At 46.2% G+C, this 17,609-nt stretch carries 12 protein-coding genes; 6 read left to right on the top strand and 6 right to left on the bottom strand.

Annotated elements, in window-relative coordinates; all coding sequences use genetic code 11:
* Positions 1–84: 84 nt before the first annotated feature.
* Together feoB and NIASO_RS15560 are read right to left on the bottom strand one after the other, a co-directional pair.
* Positions 85–2,202: a ferrous iron transport protein B gene (gene feoB / locus NIASO_RS15555; RefSeq protein ID WP_008587414.1), complete on the bottom strand. Its 2,118-nt coding sequence runs from the start codon at positions 2,200–2,202 to the stop codon at positions 85–87.
* Positions 2,203–2,414: 212 nt separating this feature from the next.
* Positions 2,415–4,673 carry an FUSC family protein gene (locus NIASO_RS15560; protein WP_008587415.1) on the bottom strand — a complete coding sequence of 753 codons (2,259 nt, stop codon included), beginning with the start codon at positions 4,671–4,673 and terminating at the stop codon, positions 2,415–2,417.
* Between the two features lie 316 nt (positions 4,674–4,989).
* Between NIASO_RS15560 and NIASO_RS15565 the strand changes: the two genes are divergently transcribed.
* Both NIASO_RS15565 and NIASO_RS15570 read left to right on the top strand, forming a co-directional pair.
* Entirely contained in the window at positions 4,990–6,465 is a 1,476-nt protein-coding gene (locus NIASO_RS15565; protein ID WP_008587416.1) for a sensor histidine kinase, read from the top strand.
* A gap of 39 nt (positions 6,466–6,504) precedes the next feature.
* Positions 6,505–7,170: a LytR/AlgR family response regulator transcription factor gene (locus NIASO_RS15570; protein ID WP_008587417.1), complete on the top strand. Its 666-nt coding sequence runs from the start codon at positions 6,505–6,507 to the stop codon at positions 7,168–7,170.
* A gap of 112 nt (positions 7,171–7,282) precedes the next feature.
* On the opposite strand, the gene NIASO_RS15575 is transcribed toward NIASO_RS15570, so the two are convergent.
* The 3 genes from NIASO_RS15575 to NIASO_RS15585 all read right to left on the bottom strand — a co-directional run bounded on the left by NIASO_RS15575 (position 7,283) and on the right by NIASO_RS15585 (position 10,909).
* Positions 7,283–8,521 carry a M16 family metallopeptidase gene (locus NIASO_RS15575; protein ID WP_008587418.1) on the bottom strand — a complete coding sequence of 413 codons (1,239 nt, stop codon included), beginning with the start codon at positions 8,519–8,521 and terminating at the stop codon, positions 7,283–7,285.
* Between the two features lie 137 nt (positions 8,522–8,658).
* Positions 8,659–9,978 (bottom strand): OmpA family protein, encoded by a 1,320-nt coding sequence (locus NIASO_RS15580; RefSeq protein ID WP_008587419.1) that lies wholly within the window; start codon positions 9,976–9,978, stop codon positions 8,659–8,661.
* A gap of 172 nt (positions 9,979–10,150) precedes the next feature.
* Complete coding sequence (locus tag NIASO_RS15585) at positions 10,151–10,909, bottom strand: DUF3667 domain-containing protein (protein WP_008587420.1); 759 nt, start codon at positions 10,907–10,909, stop codon at positions 10,151–10,153.
* A 156-nt stretch (positions 10,910–11,065) separates the two neighbouring features.
* Here NIASO_RS15585 and NIASO_RS15590 point away from each other — a divergent pair, with 156 nt between their 5' ends.
* On the top strand, positions 11,066–11,839 hold the full coding sequence (locus NIASO_RS15590) for a 3-keto-disaccharide hydrolase (protein ID WP_008587421.1): 774 nt from the start codon (positions 11,066–11,068) through the stop codon (positions 11,837–11,839).
* Between the two features lie 190 nt (positions 11,840–12,029).
* On the opposite strand, the gene leuS is transcribed toward NIASO_RS15590, so the two are convergent.
* A complete protein-coding gene (gene leuS, locus NIASO_RS15595; protein ID WP_008587422.1) occupies positions 12,030–14,843 on the bottom strand; it encodes a leucine--tRNA ligase in 2,814 nt (937 codons plus the stop codon).
* 203 nt (positions 14,844–15,046) lie between these two features.
* Between leuS and NIASO_RS15600 the strand changes: the two genes are divergently transcribed.
* The 3 genes from NIASO_RS15600 to hemL all read left to right on the top strand — a co-directional run bounded on the left by NIASO_RS15600 (position 15,047) and on the right by hemL (position 17,600).
* Positions 15,047–15,316, top strand: coding sequence for a DUF3098 domain-containing protein (locus NIASO_RS15600; RefSeq protein WP_008587423.1), 270 nt, complete (start codon positions 15,047–15,049; stop codon positions 15,314–15,316).
* Between the two features lie 65 nt (positions 15,317–15,381).
* On the top strand, positions 15,382–16,179 hold the full coding sequence (locus NIASO_RS15605) for an undecaprenyl-diphosphate phosphatase (RefSeq protein WP_025299049.1): 798 nt from the start codon (positions 15,382–15,384) through the stop codon (positions 16,177–16,179).
* Between the two features lie 131 nt (positions 16,180–16,310).
* Positions 16,311–17,600: a glutamate-1-semialdehyde 2,1-aminomutase gene (gene hemL / locus NIASO_RS15610; protein WP_008587425.1), complete on the top strand. Its 1,290-nt coding sequence runs from the start codon at positions 16,311–16,313 to the stop codon at positions 17,598–17,600.
* The last annotated feature ends 9 nt before the right edge of the window (positions 17,601–17,609 follow it).

Genomic DNA, 17,609 nt, shown 5'->3' on the forward strand with positions numbered 1-17,609 from the left:
TTCGGGCTGGCATGCCGGTACGGACGGGGTTTTTACGTTTTCGGATCGCCCATGATTCAGGGCTTTTCTCAGGTCTCTTCCGTTTTATTTTAGTAACTGGTAAACCAAAAAGCTAAGCACATAGGCCAGGCCGGTCATATACGCAAGCTGTATAAGGGGCCATTTCCAGGAGCCCGTTTCGCGCTTTACAACAGCAAGGGTGCTCATACAGAGCATGGCAAAAACATAAAAGATCAATAACGACACCCCGGTGGCCAGGGTAAATACTTTTGAGCCGTCGGCAAAAGTGGCCTGGTCCATTTTATCGCGCAGCGCCTTGTTCTCGCCTTTATCATCCTGAACGCTATATAAAGTGGCCATCGTTCCCACAAAAACCTCGCGGGCGGCAAAGGAAGTGAACAAGGCAATGCCTATTTTCCAGTCGTAACCCAGCGGGCGAATAGCGGGTTCAAGGGCTTTGCCCATGATGCCGGCATAGGAATTTTCCAGCTTTGCTGCCGAACGGGCTTCGGCTGCCGCTGTTGTATCAGCATTGGGTTGTACAAGGGCCGTTTTATATTGCTGCTCGATAGTATGCATGCGCTGACTGGGACCGAACGAACTTAAAAACCAAAGAATAACGCTGATGATCATAATGATCCTTCCCGCCTGCAACACAAAGATCTTTGCTTTTTCAATCATTGTTTCCAGTGCATTCCGCCACCTGGGTGAACGATAAGTGGGCAATTCCAGTATGAAATAGCTTTTTTCTTTACTCCTGATAAAGAATTTGGCAATATAGGCTACCAATAAGGCAAATACGACACCCAACAGGTACAACCCCATCATCACCAGGCCCTGCAGACTGATAAATCCGAGCAGGTATTTTTGCGGAATGACCAACCCCACCAGGATTACATATACCGGCAGCCGGGCCGAGCAGCTCATGAGGGGCGTTATCAAAATAGTAAGGAGGCGTTCTTTGCGGTTTTCGATGCTGCGCGCACTCATAATGGCGGGAACCGCGCAGGCAAACCCGCTGATCATCGGCATTACACTTTTGCCATTGAGCCCTACACTGCGCATCACCCGGTCGGTCAAAAAGCTGATCCGGGCCATATAACCCGTGTCTTCCAGCAAAGCGATCAGTCCGAAAAGGATCATGATCTGGGGCACAAAAATGATGATGCCCCCCAGTCCGGCAATAATGCCATTGATCAAAAGGTCGGTAAGCTGACTTTCCGGCAATACCTGTCCCAGCCATCCGCTAAAGGCCGCGGTGCCTGAATCGATCCAATCCATTGGATAAGAGGCGATCAGGAATACGCACTGGAACATAAAAAATAATACCCCCAGCAGAATAATGTATCCCCAGAACCGGTTCAGGAAAATATTATCCAGCCGCTCCGTAACAATATTTTTCCGGTTAGGATCCGGAACGGTTACGGATAAGCTCATGATATTACCGATGCGCTGGTATCGTTGCAGGATCTCCTCCGCCTGGGTTTTAGTAGGGTTAAAAGCGTTTCGCCGTTCTGTTTCCTCGATCTGATCCTGTAATTCGTTTGGCAGGGCAAAGGTTTCGTGGTTGATCAGGTAATGCACCCCTTCATACGAGCTGATGCCGGGTACCAGGGTTTTTACCTGCTCTATGGCTTTAGGAGCCAATGATTCGATAGCTATAAAGTCATGAACCGGGGGGCGGTACAAATTGCCCGAAATCATTTCGATGGCCTTTTTAAGGTTGTCGATGCCTTTATTTTTACGGGGATTGACGGCAACGATCGGGATGCCCAGTTCCCGCTCCATCTCATTGATATTTATATGAATACCTTTTTTACGGGCCAGGTCCATCATGGTTAAGGCCATCACCACAGGGCGCTTCAGATCGATGATCTGACTGCAGAAAAGCAGGTTCCGTTTCAGGTTACTGGCATCGGCTACCACCACAATGGCATCCGCTTTTACCGCTTTATCCTGGTTGAGAATAACTTTATAGGCCACCTCCTCATCCAGCCTGCGCGGGTATAAACTATAGGTTCCCGGAAGATCAATAATTTCTGCAGAAAATGGACCAATTTTTGTAAAGCCGGTCTTTTTATCAACAGTAACACCCGGGAAATTTCCTACTTTCTGATTGAGACCGGTAAGGGAATTGAACAACGAGCTCTTCCCGCTATTCGGGTTTCCTACCAATGCTATATGTAACGGCTTCTTTTCCAAAATCTGAGCGCGGCAAAATTACGACTCCTGGAGGTTGCGCACTTACGAATTTGGGAAAACTCGGATAAAGCTCCATCGGAACGCGCAGATTTCCGCGGAAGCGTATTTTTTTAGGCAGGGAAGGCGGTAAAACGGTAAGGCATAAGCTATTTAAAAGTAAAAAGATTCCCGCCTTTCCGTCTTCCCGGCTAATAATTAGGTTATTGTCAAAATTATGACGCCACCGAAAGCGGCAGTGGAGCGTTGTCTTCAGCCGCAGGCTTAAATTCCGTAATTTCAGCCGCAATTGTGTTCAGATCACCGGTAGCGCGACTGATCAACAAGAACTGATCAATAATGGGTTTTAATTCGGCAAGCTTGATGCGGGTTTCCGTGTTAAGTAGCCCCTGTTCCAGTTCCAGTTTGCGTCTTTCCAGTAATTGGTTCACCTCGGATTTGAGCTGTTTGGTATCATTGGCCCGGGGGTTGATGGAGGTAGCATCTTCTGAAAGGATAGCGACCGTATTTTCCAGCTCCTGCAAAATATTGGCAATAACCGGCTCAAAATGCTGCGAGCGGTATTTGGGTGCCAGTTGTTTGGAATAGTGCGCTAACGTAGCAATATGGGAATTAATGGTAAAGATCATCACCACAAATTTGTGCAGTTTCTTTATGTGCTGCCGCTTGCTTTTGGGCTCACTTAGCATGCGTTGAAAAGTTCCCGAAAGATTGGCCTGGGCAACAAAGGCTTCTTTCCGGCTTAGCTTATGACTAACATCAGGGTCCCCGTTGGTATAGGCCCGGGAAACGGTTGCAAAATAGGCAGCCGTCTTTTGCAGGGCCGTGATCATATAGGTTTTTACCTGTTTCTTTTCCCAGGAAGGAATGAGGTAAGTGGTTAAAAATGCTATAACCGACCCGATGATCGTATCTAACACACGGTTTTCGATAACGATATGAAAGTTCTTGCTGTCGAGCAAAAAGAACAGGATCATTATATAAGCCGTCATAAAAGTAACGCTGATGAGGTAACGGGTGCGCATGAAACTATAGGTGGCGATCATTAAAAGGATCATCACCACAAATCGCGCCGTAGGCGTATCAACCAAAAAAAGCAATCCAATGCCGCCCAATGCGCCGATAACCGTGCCCATAACCCTCTGGTAATTGCGTTGTTTGGTAACACTGTAAGTAGGCTTAAGGATCACCATTGCAGTGAGCAGGATCCAATAGCTGTATTCCAGTTGCAGCAGCCTTGCCACAACAAACCCCGTAGTCATGGCGATGCTTAAACGCAACGCATGGCGAAAGGTATTAGATTGTAAAGAGAGGTTTTCCCTGATCAGGTCGCGATCGAGATCGCTTTTCTCCAGAAACGAATTATAATTATCCGCCAGTTTTATATCCGGTTTTACGCGATCATAGCGGGTGTAATGATGCAGGGTGTACAGGCGCAGCGTCATATCTTCCAGCGACTGCAGGATCTTGCGCATATTGATCAATGCTTCCAGGTTGTCTGCATTGCGATGCCGGTTAACGAAGGTGTCAAAATGCGTTTTCAATCCGCGCATTTCTTCGTTCAGGTCCCTTGTCACCCGGGAGCGGCTCCCACCCTGGATAGACACGCCAATTTCATACAGTTCATCCACCATGCTCAGGATCACTTTTTGAAAATGAGGCAGGATAGTGGTGCCGTCGAACCGTTTGTGCATCGATTCATAATTGTAAAAAGTGGCATTGGCTTTTTCAAAAAGATCAACTGATTCAATAAATAATACCAATAATCCTCTGCCGGTAGTGGTGACCGATTTTACAATGTTGCGGCTTTTGAACAGCATTTCCCGTACCAGGATCTGTTTGTCCTGTACTTTTTGTTGCTGCAGCATCAGGTTGCTGTAGGTCTTGTCATAATCTACGCCTTCGCTATAGAAATAAGACCGGGTCTTTAAATAATCGCCGATGGAAATGATACAGTCGCCCAATGCCTGCTGAATAACCCTGTAAGGGCGCGCGCCATTCAATAGTAAACTGAGCCCGATATACCAAAGGCCGCCGAAAAGAAGATACAAGCCGTCTTCCACAACACCCCAACCCGTTGCCTTGTGATAAAGCGTAAGCACCATTACCAACAGGCCGGCAAAGCCAACGGCATTGGTACGTGCGTTATAGACACCCAGCATACCCAACGAAAAGCTCAGGGAGCAGATAACCACTCCCGTGATCCATTGATTCGTATGGGCGAACCCCGTGATCAGGTCTACACAAAAAATAAGTGCCAGCGCTGCAAACATGCCGGACCGGCGCTCGCTTATGGGGCCGGGAATATCTGCCGCGCTAACGCATAGCGCGCCCAGTGATACGATCAAACCCGTTTCCAGTTCGCCAAAATAGCTCAGGACAATGGATGGGAACGTAATACCCACAGTGATCCGTATTGCTTCATTAAAGTAATAGCTGGTTACAAACTGCCGGTATTCTTTTATATAATCCATTGCATACAAATTTACGAACAATGAAGGGTTTGGTAAACAGGGCAGTAGCCTGATCTATTGTAAATTCGCACTTAGTATTTTTATAAAGCTCACTGAGGAGATTTTACGGATTTTCACAGAAAAGATCTGTGTTAATCTGTGCTTTCTGTGAGAAAATAAAAATATTAAGTCCCGAAAGGGACGCGTGCCTCGCTTCATATCTCACAAAACGTAAAGTAACCGCGGTTGAAATTGGTCACATTAAACTACTTGTTTGCCCCATTTTTAGTAGTTATATGAACCGGCTGTGCTAATCTTGCGGTATTAAAATAAAAAGATGAAAGCCAGAAATATTTATAGGAAAATTGAGATACTCATCGCCACACTGCTGGCCGGTTTTTTTGTGTTTTTCATTTCAACGAATAATGACTACTCTTTCGAAAGGCACCAGTTTACAGACAACCATATCGCCTATAATTTTAACACCAACTACCTGCAGCCATGGATAGCGATTATTATTACGGCCTATCTGCTGGTTTTATTTCTTACCCAGTATGTGGAAATGAAGACCCGGGGCTTTTTTAAGATTACGCTATTTATATGCAGTTACCTGTTGTGGGCATTTGTGCTTTCCTTCTGTTTCAGCTATATTTTTGCCTGGCGGTATGGCGATTCAGGCTATACGAATCAACGCGATGTGCTTTCCGGTTTTTTCGTGGAAGGCTTTGCCGTGGCGGCGCTGTCCTTCTTTTTTTACCTGATCTATTACGGGCTGAAAGAGTTGGTCTTTAATGCCGCTCTCTGGAAGAAAATAAAGGAAAACAGGGGCTCAAAAGTTGTTTACATAGCGCTTAGCGTGCTGGCCTGGCTGTTTATTTTGATCATGCTCGGGGCTAATAATGCAGCAGATTTTTTCATTATTGTCTGGGCCGTGGTATTGCCCTATGCCTTACTGATGGGCTATCTGAATGTAAAAGTGCTGATACCGGCATTGCCGGAGAAACGGCCCTTTTCAGGATATTATCTGTCCCGTATTATACCGGTAGCCCTGCTGATAAATTTTATTGCAACGGTATTTTGTATGACCACCGTTCATGGAAGCGGTGCATTTATTGGCGCTTACTTTTTATTGCTGGTATGGACGGGGTTGGTGGTGATCCCTGCCTCCTGGTGGTTTTACCGGAATCAAAAAGAAAAATCGGGATTAAAAACGGCGTTGGGCTCCTCGCAGGCCAACCTGGGTTTTCTGCGCTCGCAGATCAATCCGCATTTTTTGTTTAATGCACTGAATACCCTTTATGGCACGGCCTTACAGGAAAACGCCGAGCGAACCGGGGAGGGCATTCAAAAGCTGGGGGACATGATGCGCTTTATGTTGCATGAAAATATGCAGGACAAAATTTTGCTGGTGCGTGAGGCCGACTACCTGCGTAATTATATCGACCTGCAAAAACTGCGCACGGCCACTTCACCGGACATCAGCATCCAGGTAAAGATCGATGAGCCGGCCACCAGCCTGCAGATCGCGCCCATGCTGTTGATACCGTTTGTGGAGAACGCATTTAAACACGGCATCAGCCTGAAAGAGCCGTCGCACATAACTATTGCGCTGCATACACAGAACAACCTGTTGTATTTTGATGTGCAGAACAGCATTCATTTAAAACCCGATGGAGACCCGGAAAGGTTTAAAAGTGGTATTGGGTTGCAGAATGTAAAAGAGCGGCTGCAACTGGAATACCCCGAGCGGCATGAGCTGCTGATCCGGCAAACGGCAAAGGACTTTTTTGTGCATTTAACCATTAATTTATAAGTACCTTCAATCCTTAATAAAAATACCTCATATTTTTTCGTGAACGCAATAGCCATAGACGACGAACCCCTTGCGCTGGAGGTGATAAAGAACCTTGCTTCAAAAGTATCGTTCATAAAACTGGAAGCGGTATTTACCAACGCTTTTGAGGCGATCGGTTTTTTACAGCAGCATAAAATTGACCTGATCTTTCTGGATATCAAAATGCCAGATATTACGGGCATTGAGCTTTCCAAAAGCCTGGCCAATCCACCCATGATCATTTTTACAACAGCGTATACCGAACATGCGGTGGAAGGATTTGAAGTGAATGCGGTGGATTACCTGCTGAAACCCTTTTCCCTGGCGCGTTTTATAAAAGCCTGTACCCGGGCGCAGGAATTGTTTGCTTTGAAAAATAATAAACCCGGTGAAACAGATTCCCTTTTCCTTAAAGACGGGTACGAGCAGATACGGGTATTGCTGGATGATATTTTATATATTGAAGCGGCAGGGAATTATCTGAATGTGGTGTTGAAGCATAAAAAGCTGATGACACGCATTACTATCAACGAAATGACGAACCTGCTGCCGGCAGATCAGTTTGTCCGCATTCACCGCAGTTATATTGTTGCAAAAAATAAAGTGACCAAATTTAACCGGCAGGCGGTTTTTATTGACCTGCTGGAATTCCCGATAGGGAATAACTATGAATTTGGAAGATAGTCTGGCGGAGGGGTAAATAATGGCTCACAGATTCCGCAGACTTGCACAGATTTTTAAAACAATCCGCCGCGTCTCTGCTCTGCTGCATCGCCGCGTGAAATTTAACCGCGAATTAATTCCTGGCATAATAATACAGCGTACTGCTGTTCTCCTCCCTGAAGATCCGTTGTGCCGCATCCCGGATATTTTCAGCGGTTACAGCACCATAACGTTGCAGCTCTGTGTTCATCATGCCCGCATCACCCAACAATTCATAAAAAGCCAGGCTGTTCGCGCGGTTCAACAGGCTCATATCTTCAAAGGCCATCATGCTTTCGGTTTTATTCTTTACCTTATGCAGTTCTGTTTCGGAAACAGGTACTTCTTTCAATGTTGCCAATAATTGTTCAATGGCCGCTTCCGCAAGCTTCATGTCGGTGCCCTTTGTCAGTTTACCTTCAATACAAATAATGCCCGGATCAATGCTGCCCATGTGGTAGCACTGGATGTTTACAAATAGTTGCAGTTCTTTTACCAGTTTTTCAAATAAGCGGGAAGATTCGCCTCCGCCCAGGATATCAGTGATCAGGTCGGCTGCATAATAGTCATCGTTTAACCGGTCTGCAATATGCCAGCATTTATAAAAGGCGTCCAGGGGGACATTCGCGTGCACCTCCATTTTTCTCGGATCGGTTTGAGCCTCTTCCACCGGCAACTTACGATCCGGTATCGCCCCCGCAGGGATATTCCCAAACCATTTTTCCGCCAGTGCTTTCACTATCTCGGTTGTAACATTTCCTGCAACTACCATGATGGCGTTATCGGGGCGGTAATGTTTAAAAAAGAAATTTTTTACGTCGTCCAGTTGTGCGTTTTCGATATGCGACAGTTCCTTGCCGATGGTCATCCAGCGATAAGGATGTTTTTTGTATGCCAGTTCCCTTAGCTTAAACCATACATCCCCGTAGGGCTTTTCCAGGTAATGCTCTTTGAATTCTTCCACCACTACTTTACGCTGCACTTCCAGGCTTTTTTTATTGAAGGCGAGAGAAAGCATCCGGTCGCTTTCCAGCCAGAAGGCGGTTTCCAGGTTTTCGCGGGGTATCTGGATATAATAATTGGTAAGGTCGTTGGTGGTATAAGCATTGTTTTCGCCGCCCGCCAGTTGTAAGGGCTCGTCGTATTCCGGGATATTTACCGACCCGCCAAACATCAGGTGTTCAAATAAATGTGCAAAACCCGTTTGGTCCGGCTGTTCATCCCTGGCTCCCACATCATATAAAATATTCATTACCACGGTTGGAGTGGAGGTATCGGGGTGAACGATCACCCGCAGCCCATTGTCTAAAACAAACTTATCAAAATGAATCATGGAGCGAAAGTAACGCGAATTTTAAATTTATCAGATTTCAAGGCAATAAATTTCGAATGCCATTGTATCATAAAGGCATAGAACAAAAAAAGGCCGCCTCCGGGGAGACAGCCTTGTATTTAGGGTTTCGATAACACTTATTTTGCCGTTACCCGAAGATCCACTCTTCTGTTCTGCGCTTTACATTCAGGCGTGTCATTTGCGGCGCAAACAGGATGGTCCGGACCATACCCGTCTGAAGTTATATTGGCTGCAGCGGTCCCCAGTTTTACGATTTCGCTTGCGGCAACTTTTGCCCTCGCTGCGGATAATTTCTTATTAACATCTGCCGATCCGGTATTATCTGTATAGCCACCAAATTTTACATGGGCCTGCGGAAAATTTTTAAGAATGGCCGCGATGTTTTTCAACTGTTGCTGAGAAGCCGGCGTCAATACCGCTTTATTTGTTTCAAAGTAAACACGATCCAGGGTGATCCATCCCTTGGTTTTGTCAACCGTGTCCACTGTACCGTTAGTCAGGAAATCATATAATTTAGCCTCTGTACTATTGCCACCAACCTTTAAAACAGTGCCATCGGCCAGTTTAATTTCTTTTTCTGCGCCTACATCATAGATGTAATTGCCGCTGGCGGAATCATAGGTGCCGGTTGTTGGCGTAGCCGTAGCTACGGGAGGGGGAGGCGTGGCTGCAGAGTCAATCCTTGTTGTTGTAGTAGAATCTGACGCGATAGCGGAAGTGTTATTGCAGCCTTTGCCCAGGAAATACCATAACAGCAGTACTGCCGCTGCAATCAGCAATAACGGAAGCAGCCATTTAGCGCCGCCACCGGCTTGTTGCGCCGCCTCGCCGGCGTAATTGTAAGTCGCCGTTGCCGTTTCCTCAACATTGGAAACGGTTTTGTGCAATCCTTCTGAAATAGAACCAAGTCCTAAAACACCCGCCAATGACCCAAGACCTGAGGGGAGTGCATTCAGAATATTGTTTTTCTGCTCGGCCAGAAAGCTTGAGATTCCTGAAACGCCCTCATTATGATCTGCAGCATGTTTGCCCAGCAAACCAAGGACCAGTGGGCTGATCATGCCGAGCAGGGTTCCGGAGGAAGACGATTTGATACCGGAAAAATTGGCTATTGTATTGGTAACAACATCGGTTTTGTCGCCAAGAATTCCTTTGAGAAAATCAGCTCCTTTTGCCAGGAGATCGGCGTTACCCAAAAGCGAATCTGAATTATTTAATACGCCGCTGTTGTACATGCCTTTTGCGGCTTCAAATACATCTGTTGCGCCCTGCTCATTGCCGGTGGCTTTGGAGGCAACGGCGCCCAATACGGCAGGAATGATTCCCGATACGGCATTGGAAACATTTCCTTCACCTTCATTTAAAAAAGATCCGGCTTTCGCAATCAAATCTTGCGAAATATAGTTTTTTACAAGATCTACAATGTTGATTGACATGGTTGGAGTTTTTAGTTTTTTGTTTTAGGTAATTTGTTATAGTAGGAGTAGGATATACATAGTATGGCGGGTGTTGTATTTTTTCTCAATTGGTTATATCTAAAAATATGCCATTTTCCAAAGTTCTTTAAAACGGAGCTCCGGTTTCCCGTGAAAAGCAACACCTGTCTGCTTACCAGGGAGTCATAATTCCTGCCAGGCGGAAGCCCGTAATATACAGGAGCGATAACAGGCAATTCATAAGCGTTATGGTTATTACCAGCCGGAATAGGCTCCGGGGCTCTTTCATCAGGAAGCCAAAAGAAGCTCCATATAGGTACAGGAACCCGGTCATAAAAAAAGGCACAAGAATAGTAAACCCGTTGACGGAGAACTGATGCTTTACCAACACCGTTATATAGGCAATTGTGTATATAAGAACCTGCATCACATTTAGTTGCGCAGCAATATAGGTGTTGATGACCACGTGCTCCCAATAGTTATACCGGCGCCGGATAAAAAAAAGATAAGTGGTAAGACTGACCAGCGGGATCATTAAAAATATAAACGCGCTGAAATAATGATTAAAAAATCCCTCCCGGAGCGGCATAGTCTGGCCGGGATTGTATTTTGCATAGGCCGCCGCCAACCCGGAGGTCAGCAGTTTTACCAGCAACGCACCTATTGTGGACATTAATATTACATAAGCAAAAGGCTTGAAATAATTAACACGCCTGCCGGTAAGATAGTTGTCAAGCATTTTTCCCGGTCGTGTAAAAAGCGCGATTGCCGTATAGAAAAATCCTCTGTCAATATGGAAAACAGAATGCGGAATATCGTGCAGGAGGTAGCGCAGATCGATGCGCCCTTCGTGGGAGGACTGCCCGCAGCGGGGACAATAATTACCCTCAAAAAGATGGTTGCAATTTTTACAGGTTAAGGTAGCACTCATAGTATCCAAAGTTAACAGAATTTGTTTCGAATAAACAGTGCGCTCTATGAAATAAAGATGAATGCACAAAAAGCCGTAATACCGGTTATATAAAAAATAAAATTGTTATTCAGCCATTAACCGGAATGGTGTAACTTTCGATGTAAAATTTGTATAATGAAAAAATTAGTTCTGCTTGCGATGGCATTTTTTATATGTCAACAGGGGTTCTCCCAGAAACCGGAGGACACAGAAGTGTATACACCCGTTCCTCCCAAAGTGACGCCCGGAAAGGATTGCGGCGCTGCGCCCTCTGATGCTATTGTTTTATTTGATGGAAAAGATCTGAACCAATGGGTATTGAGCTCGGACACCACCAAAACGGCAGATTGGATCGTAAAAGATAATATCATTACCGTGAATAAAAAGTCGGGCAATATTCAAACAAAGGAGCGGTTCAATAATTACCAGTTGCATATAGAGTGGCGGATACCCGCTGATATTGACGGAACGGGGCAGGGACGTGGCAACAGCGGGGTCTTTTTGGCCTCTATCGGTAAAGGCGATGCGGGATATGAATTACAGGTGCTGGATAATTACGAGAACAAGACCTATACCAACGGGCAGGCGGGCGCTATCTACAAACAGGGCGTTCCGTTGGCAAATCCGTCGCGCAAAGCAGGTGAATGGCAATCCTACGATGTGATCTGGACAGCCCCGGTTTTTGATGCCTCGGGGAAACTGGTTACACCGGCCTACGCCACCGTTTTTTTCAATGGCGTTTTGGTCCAGGATCACTTTGAGCTGAAAGGACCTACCAAGTATATCGGGCAACCTTCTTATGAGTTCGCGCACGGGCCCTCACCCATCAAATTGCAGGCGCATGGCGATAAAAGCAAACCCATCAGCTACCGCAATATATGGATACGGCCGGTTGTGCAGCCGAAATAAGGGTAAAATATACGAAGCAAAAAAGCAGCGTTTCTTTTAACAGACGCTGCTTTTTTGTTATGAGTTTATCTGAATTAAACGGCGGTTAATTTTCCCGCTGATCTTCGCAGATTAAGATACAACGCTGATTTTTCAGATGGGCCTTCTCCCGGTTATCTGCGAAAAGATCAGCGCACATCTGCGGGAATGATCATACCACAATATTTACCATTTTGTTTTTAACATAAATGATCTTTTTGGGCGGTTTGCCATCCAGCCATTTTTGCACCACTTCGCTGGCCAGCACCAATTGTTCCACCTCTGGCTGTGTAGCTTCCAGCGAAAGAGTCATCGTAGTACGCATTTTACCATTAACAGAAATAGGATATTCTTTCTCTGATTCCTTAATGTATGCTGCATTAAACACGGGAAACGGTTCGTCCAGGACACTGGTAGTATTCCCTAACGCATGCCATAATTCTTCTGCTATATGAGGGGCATAGGAAGAGATCATGATCAGCAGCGGTTCCAGCACCTTTTTCTTATGCGCTTTCAGATCGGTCAGTTCATTCACCAGGATCATAAAGGCGCTTACACCGGTATTAAAACTGAAGCGTTCGTTATCTTCTTCAATTTTTTTGATCGCTTTATGCAACACTTTTAATTCAGGCGGTGTTGGAGTGTCATTGGTCCAAAGGGCTTGCGCCTGCTGCGCTGTGCCCGGTACAGCATCCTTATAAAACAGGCGCCACAGCTTTTTCAAAAAGCGGTGCACGCCTTCAATGCCCTTGGTATCCCAGGGTTTGCTCATTTCTACGGGCCCCAGGAACATTTCGTACATACGAAAGGTATCGGCTCCGTATTTATTGACCAGGTCGTCAGGGTTTACCGTGTTGAATTTGGATTTGGACATTTTCTCTACCTCCGCACCGCAGGTATATTTTCCATCCTCCAGAATAAATTCAGCATTGGCAAACTCGCCATTACGCCACTGTTTGAATTTTTCAATATCCAATTCAAATCCGTCAACAATATTTACATCTACATGAATTTTATCAAGCAGTTTCCCTTCATAACTTTGTTCATTAGTAAGCAACCCATGCGATACAAAGGTGTTGGTGCCATTGATCCGGTACACAAAACGGCTGCTGCCCTGTATCATGCCCTGGTTTACCAATCTTTTAAAAGGCTCATCAAAGCTCAAATACCCCAGATCATACAACGCTTTTGTCCACATACGGCTGTAGAGTAAATGCCCCACCGCGTGTTCTGTTCCGCCGATATACAGGTCCACCTGGTTCCAGTAATCCGTTGCCTGGCGGGAGGCAAACTCCGTGTCATTATGCGGATCCATATAGCGTAAAAAATACCAACTGGAGCCTGCATAGCCCGGCATGGTATTGGTTTCCAGTTCCTGTGCCACCCATTCGGGGATATTTGCCAAAGGGCCTTCGCCTTCAGGGCCCGGCTTGTAGCTGTCTACCGCCGGCAATTCGAGCGGCAGCGCAGCGGCGTCCAGTGCGTACGCGGTGCCGTTCTTCCATTGGATCGGGAAGGGCTCGCCCCAGTAACGCTGCCGGCTAAAGGCGGCGTCACGCATTTTATAATTCACCTTGCGTTTGCCGATGCCTTTTTCTTCAATGGTTTGTATCACCAGTTCCATAGCTTCCCGCATGGGTATTCCATTTAGGAATCCGGAATTTTCCAAAACAGCGTCCTTTGTGGCATTGGCTTCTTCCCCATTAAAATGACTGCCGATAATATTGGTGATGGGGATATTGAAATGTTTTGCGAATTTAAAATCACGCTCATCGCCACAAGGCACCGCCATAATAGCGCCCGTACCATAACCTGCTAAAACATATTCACTGATCCAGATGGGGATCAGCCGCCCGTCGAACGGATTAACCGCATAAGCGCCGGTAAAAACCCCACTGATCTTTTTTTCGGCCATCCGCTCCCGTTCGCTCCGGCTTTTTACATAAGCGATATAATCATCCACCGCGGTTGCCTGCTCCGGCGTTTTGATCTGATCAACAAGATCCAGTTCGGGCGCGATCACCATAAAGTCCACACCCATGATGGTATCGGGGCGGGTAGTGTAAACGGTTAGCGTCAATGGTGAATGGTCAATGGCGAATTGGATCTCAGCACCGCTCGATTTTCCGATCCAGTTGGTCTGCATTTCCTTCATGGCTTCGCTGAAATCCACTTCCTGTAAGCCTTTCAGCAGGCGGTCTGCATATTCGGTGATGCGCAGGTACCATTGACGCAATTTCTTTTTCACTACCGGGTAACCGCCCCGCTCACTAACGCCGTTTACCACTTCATCGTTGGCCAGCACCGTTCCCAGCGCCTCGCACCAGTTCACCTCTCCGTACCCGCAATAAGCCAGGCGGTATTCCATTAGGACGGTTTGTTGGGTGGCTGCATCAAATGCCAGCCATTCTTCCGCTGTAAAAATTGGATGTTTAAAATTGGATATTCGAAATTTTTCATTCGGGAACGGATGATTTTTATTTCCTTCTTTCTCAAACAGCGCAATCAATTCGGGGATCGGCGTTGCCTTTTGCGTTTGCCGGTTAAACCAACTGTTGAACAACTGCAGGAAGATCCATTGCGTCCATTTGTAATAATGAGGGTCACTGGTGCGCACTTCGCGTGTCCAGTCGAAGCAAAAGCCTATATTATCCAATTGTTTGCGGAAGGTGGCAATATTCTTATCTGTAGAAACGGCGGGATGAATACCGTTTTCAATCGCATATTGTTCTGCAGGAAGGCCAAAAGCATCATATCCCATCGGATGCAGCACGTTAAAACCTTTCAGCCGCTTGTACCGGGAAAAGATGTCGCTGGCGATATATCCTAAGGGATGGCCTACATGCAAACCGGCGCCGCTGGGGTAAGGAAACATATCCAGCACATAATACTTGGGTTTAGCCGTGTTATTGGAAACGGTATACTCACCTTCTTCCACCCATGTTCTTTGCCATTTACGCTCTATTTCATTAAAATTATATTCCATAAATCCGTTCAGGGGTTAATTATAGCTGCCCTCGCAGGGGCGGCAAATTTACAGAATGTACCCCTGAAACAGCTATTTTACACCGGTTAATACACCAGAAGGGGCAAAAAACCTTAAAAAACTATTAAATACGCCGATTTTAGCTGGCAGGGAATGGAGAATCGTAATTTGATAGTATATTGCGCACTCAAAAAACTGGAAAAATGGCAACTGGTAAAAGTGCTCCTGCTGTTGTAAAAGAAGTGCCCGCAATATTTGGCAAATCCAATTACCTGCTGATGCTGGTGGGTGCCATTGTGATCGCGGCCGGCATGTTTTTGATGGCCGGAGGAAAAAGCGATAACCCCGCAGTTTTTAACAAGGCTGAGGTATACAGTGCCCGCCGGATTACCGTTGCGCCGATCGTGATTATGATTGGCCTGGCAATTGAAGGCATTGCCATCTTTAGAAGATCTTCAAAAAAAGAAAACTAGCCAATTTCTGATAAAAGAATTTTAAAGGCGGCTCTCTTATGTCGCCTTTTTTTAAATCTATCTATATGAACATTATCCAGACCATTATATTGGCTGTGATTGAGGGGCTGACCGAATTTTTACCGATCTCTTCTACCGGGCATATGATCATTGCCTCTGCGGTTATGAAAATTGACCAGGATCCTTTTGTAAAACTATTTGAAGTGGCCGTGCAACTGGGAGCCATTATATCGGTGATCGTGTTTTACTATAAAAAATTTTTCCCGCTCAATAAGTGGAGTTTTTACCTAAAACTTTTAGTGGCGGTGATTCCTGCACTGGTATTGGGGGCCTTATTTTCAAAGAAAATTGATATGTTGTTCGAAAACCCCCTTATCGTAGCTATTATGCTGTTTGCTGGAGGGTTTGTATTATTATTTATAGACAGCTTATTTAAGCGCCCTCTTATTACGGCGGAAGGGGAGATAACTTATAAAAAAGCCTTTGTTATAGGGATCTGGCAGTGTTTGGCAATGTTGCCGGGAATTAGTCGCAGCGCGGCTTCTATTATAGGTGGCATGCAGCAGAAACTGACGCGTAGCCTGGCTGCAGAATTTTCTTTTTTCCTGGCCGTGCCCACCATGTGCGCCGCTACCGGGAAAAAACTTCTGGATGCCTACAATGAAACGCCTCAAATACTAATGGATAAACATAACCTGTTTTTACTGGGCATTGGAAATCTTATTGCATTTGTGGTAGCGTTAATCGCGATAAAATTCTTTATCAGCTATTTGCAGAAACACGGCTTTAAGCTCTTTGGCTGGTACCGGATCATTGTTGGCGCGGTGTTGTTGGTTTTGATTTATAAGGGTATTATTGTTTAAACCAGACTGTTTCTTTTTTTGTTCATTGTTGTGGTCAGCAACAGAACATATAGCATCGGTGTTGCGTCGCACACTTCGGCTGCAGTGCAGCAATTAGCACATTTTCACATTTTCAAATTAGCACATTAAGCATGTATACGTACCAATCCAGCAAATCCCTCTTCGACCGCGCTCAACAAAGCATTCCCGGCGGCGTTAACTCTCCTGTCCGGGCCTTTAAAAGCGTGGGTGGGACGCCCGTTTTTTTTGAAAAAGCAAAAGGCGCGTATTTATACGATGTACAGGGGCAGCAATACATCGATTATATTGCCTCCTGGGGCCCCATGATCCTGGGGCATGGTTATGAGCGGGTGGTAAAAGCCATTCAGCAGCAGGTGGCAAAAGCCACTTCCTTTGGGGCGCCAACGGCGCTGGAGATCGAAATGGCGGAATTGATCAGATCTATGGCGCCCAATATAGACCTGGTGCGTATGGTAAACAGTGGAACGGAAGCCTGTATGAGCGCCTTGCGGGTAGCACGGGGGTACACAGGAAAAAATAAATTCATCAAATTTGAAGGATGTTACCACGGGCATGCCGATGCGTTTTTGGTAAAGGCCGGCAGCGGCGTGGCTACATTTAACATCCAAACCGTGCCCGGCGTTACAGCAGGCGCGGCTAACGACACGCTCACCTGCGCCTATAACGACCTGGCAGCAGTTCAGCAACTGGTAAAAGAAAATAAAGGAACAATTGCCGCCATTATTGTGGAACCTGTAGCCGGCAATATGGGCTGTATTTTGCCCAAACCAGGCTTTCTCGAGGGGCTTCGGCAACTTTGCAATGAAGAGGGAATGGTGCTGATCTTTGATGAGGTAATGAATGGCTTTCGCCTGGCTTTAGGCGGCGCGCAGGAGCGGTTAGGCATTGATGCGGACCTCGTTACCTACGGAAAGGTCATCGGCGCAGGCATGCCGGTGGGGGCCTTTGGAGGCAAGCGGCATATTATGGAAGTGGTGGCCCCGCTGGGAAGCGTGTATCAGGCCGGTACTTTAAGTGGCAACCCGGTAGCCATGACAGCGGGACTTACCTTGCTAAACGAATTAAAAAACAATCCGCAACTATTAACGGAACTGGACAATAAAACCCAATACCTGAAAGAAGGGCTCGAAAAAGAATTAAACGCATGGGGCCAGCCTTATGTGATCAATCATTTCGGAAGTATGATCAGTGTGCATTTCAGCGATCATCCCGTTACCAATTTTGAAGAAGCGGCTGCTGCCAATAACGAACGCTTTAAGCACTTTTTTCATGCCTTGTTGAAACGGGGCATTTACCTGCCGCCTTCGGCTTTTGAAAGTTGGTTCCTGAACAATGCGCTTACCAAAGAAGATCTGGACAAAACCATACAAGCGGTAAAAGATAGTTTGGAAGAGCTTTGATGTTGTTCT

Origin of the sequence: Niabella soli DSM 19437 (assembly GCF_000243115.2) — a bacterium.
Classification (GTDB): Bacteria; Bacteroidota; Bacteroidia; order Chitinophagales; family Chitinophagaceae; genus Niabella; species Niabella soli.

Excerpts from the sequence above, each read along its gene's own strand:
- NIASO_RS15560 (WP_008587415.1), bottom strand. The coding sequence starts at position 4,673 with ATGGATTATATAAAAGAATACCGGCAGTTTGTAACCAGCTATTACTTT.
- NIASO_RS15565 (WP_008587416.1), top strand. The coding sequence starts at position 4,990 with ATGAAAGCCAGAAATATTTATAGGAAAATTGAGATACTCATCGCCACA.
- NIASO_RS15575 (WP_008587418.1), bottom strand. The coding sequence starts at position 8,521 with ATGATTCATTTTGATAAGTTTGTTTTAGACAATGGGCTGCGGGTGATC.
- NIASO_RS15580 (WP_008587419.1), bottom strand. The coding sequence starts at position 9,978 with ATGTCAATCAACATTGTAGATCTTGTAAAAAACTATATTTCGCAAGAT.
- NIASO_RS15585 (WP_008587420.1), bottom strand. The coding sequence starts at position 10,909 with ATGAGTGCTACCTTAACCTGTAAAAATTGCAACCATCTTTTTGAGGGT.
- NIASO_RS15590 (WP_008587421.1), top strand. The coding sequence starts at position 11,066 with ATGAAAAAATTAGTTCTGCTTGCGATGGCATTTTTTATATGTCAACAG.
- leuS (WP_008587422.1), bottom strand. The coding sequence starts at position 14,843 with ATGGAATATAATTTTAATGAAATAGAGCGTAAATGGCAAAGAACATGG.
- NIASO_RS15600 (WP_008587423.1), top strand. The coding sequence starts at position 15,047 with ATGGCAACTGGTAAAAGTGCTCCTGCTGTTGTAAAAGAAGTGCCCGCA.
- NIASO_RS15605 (WP_025299049.1), top strand. The coding sequence starts at position 15,382 with ATGAACATTATCCAGACCATTATATTGGCTGTGATTGAGGGGCTGACC.
- hemL (WP_008587425.1), top strand. The coding sequence starts at position 16,311 with ATGTATACGTACCAATCCAGCAAATCCCTCTTCGACCGCGCTCAACAA.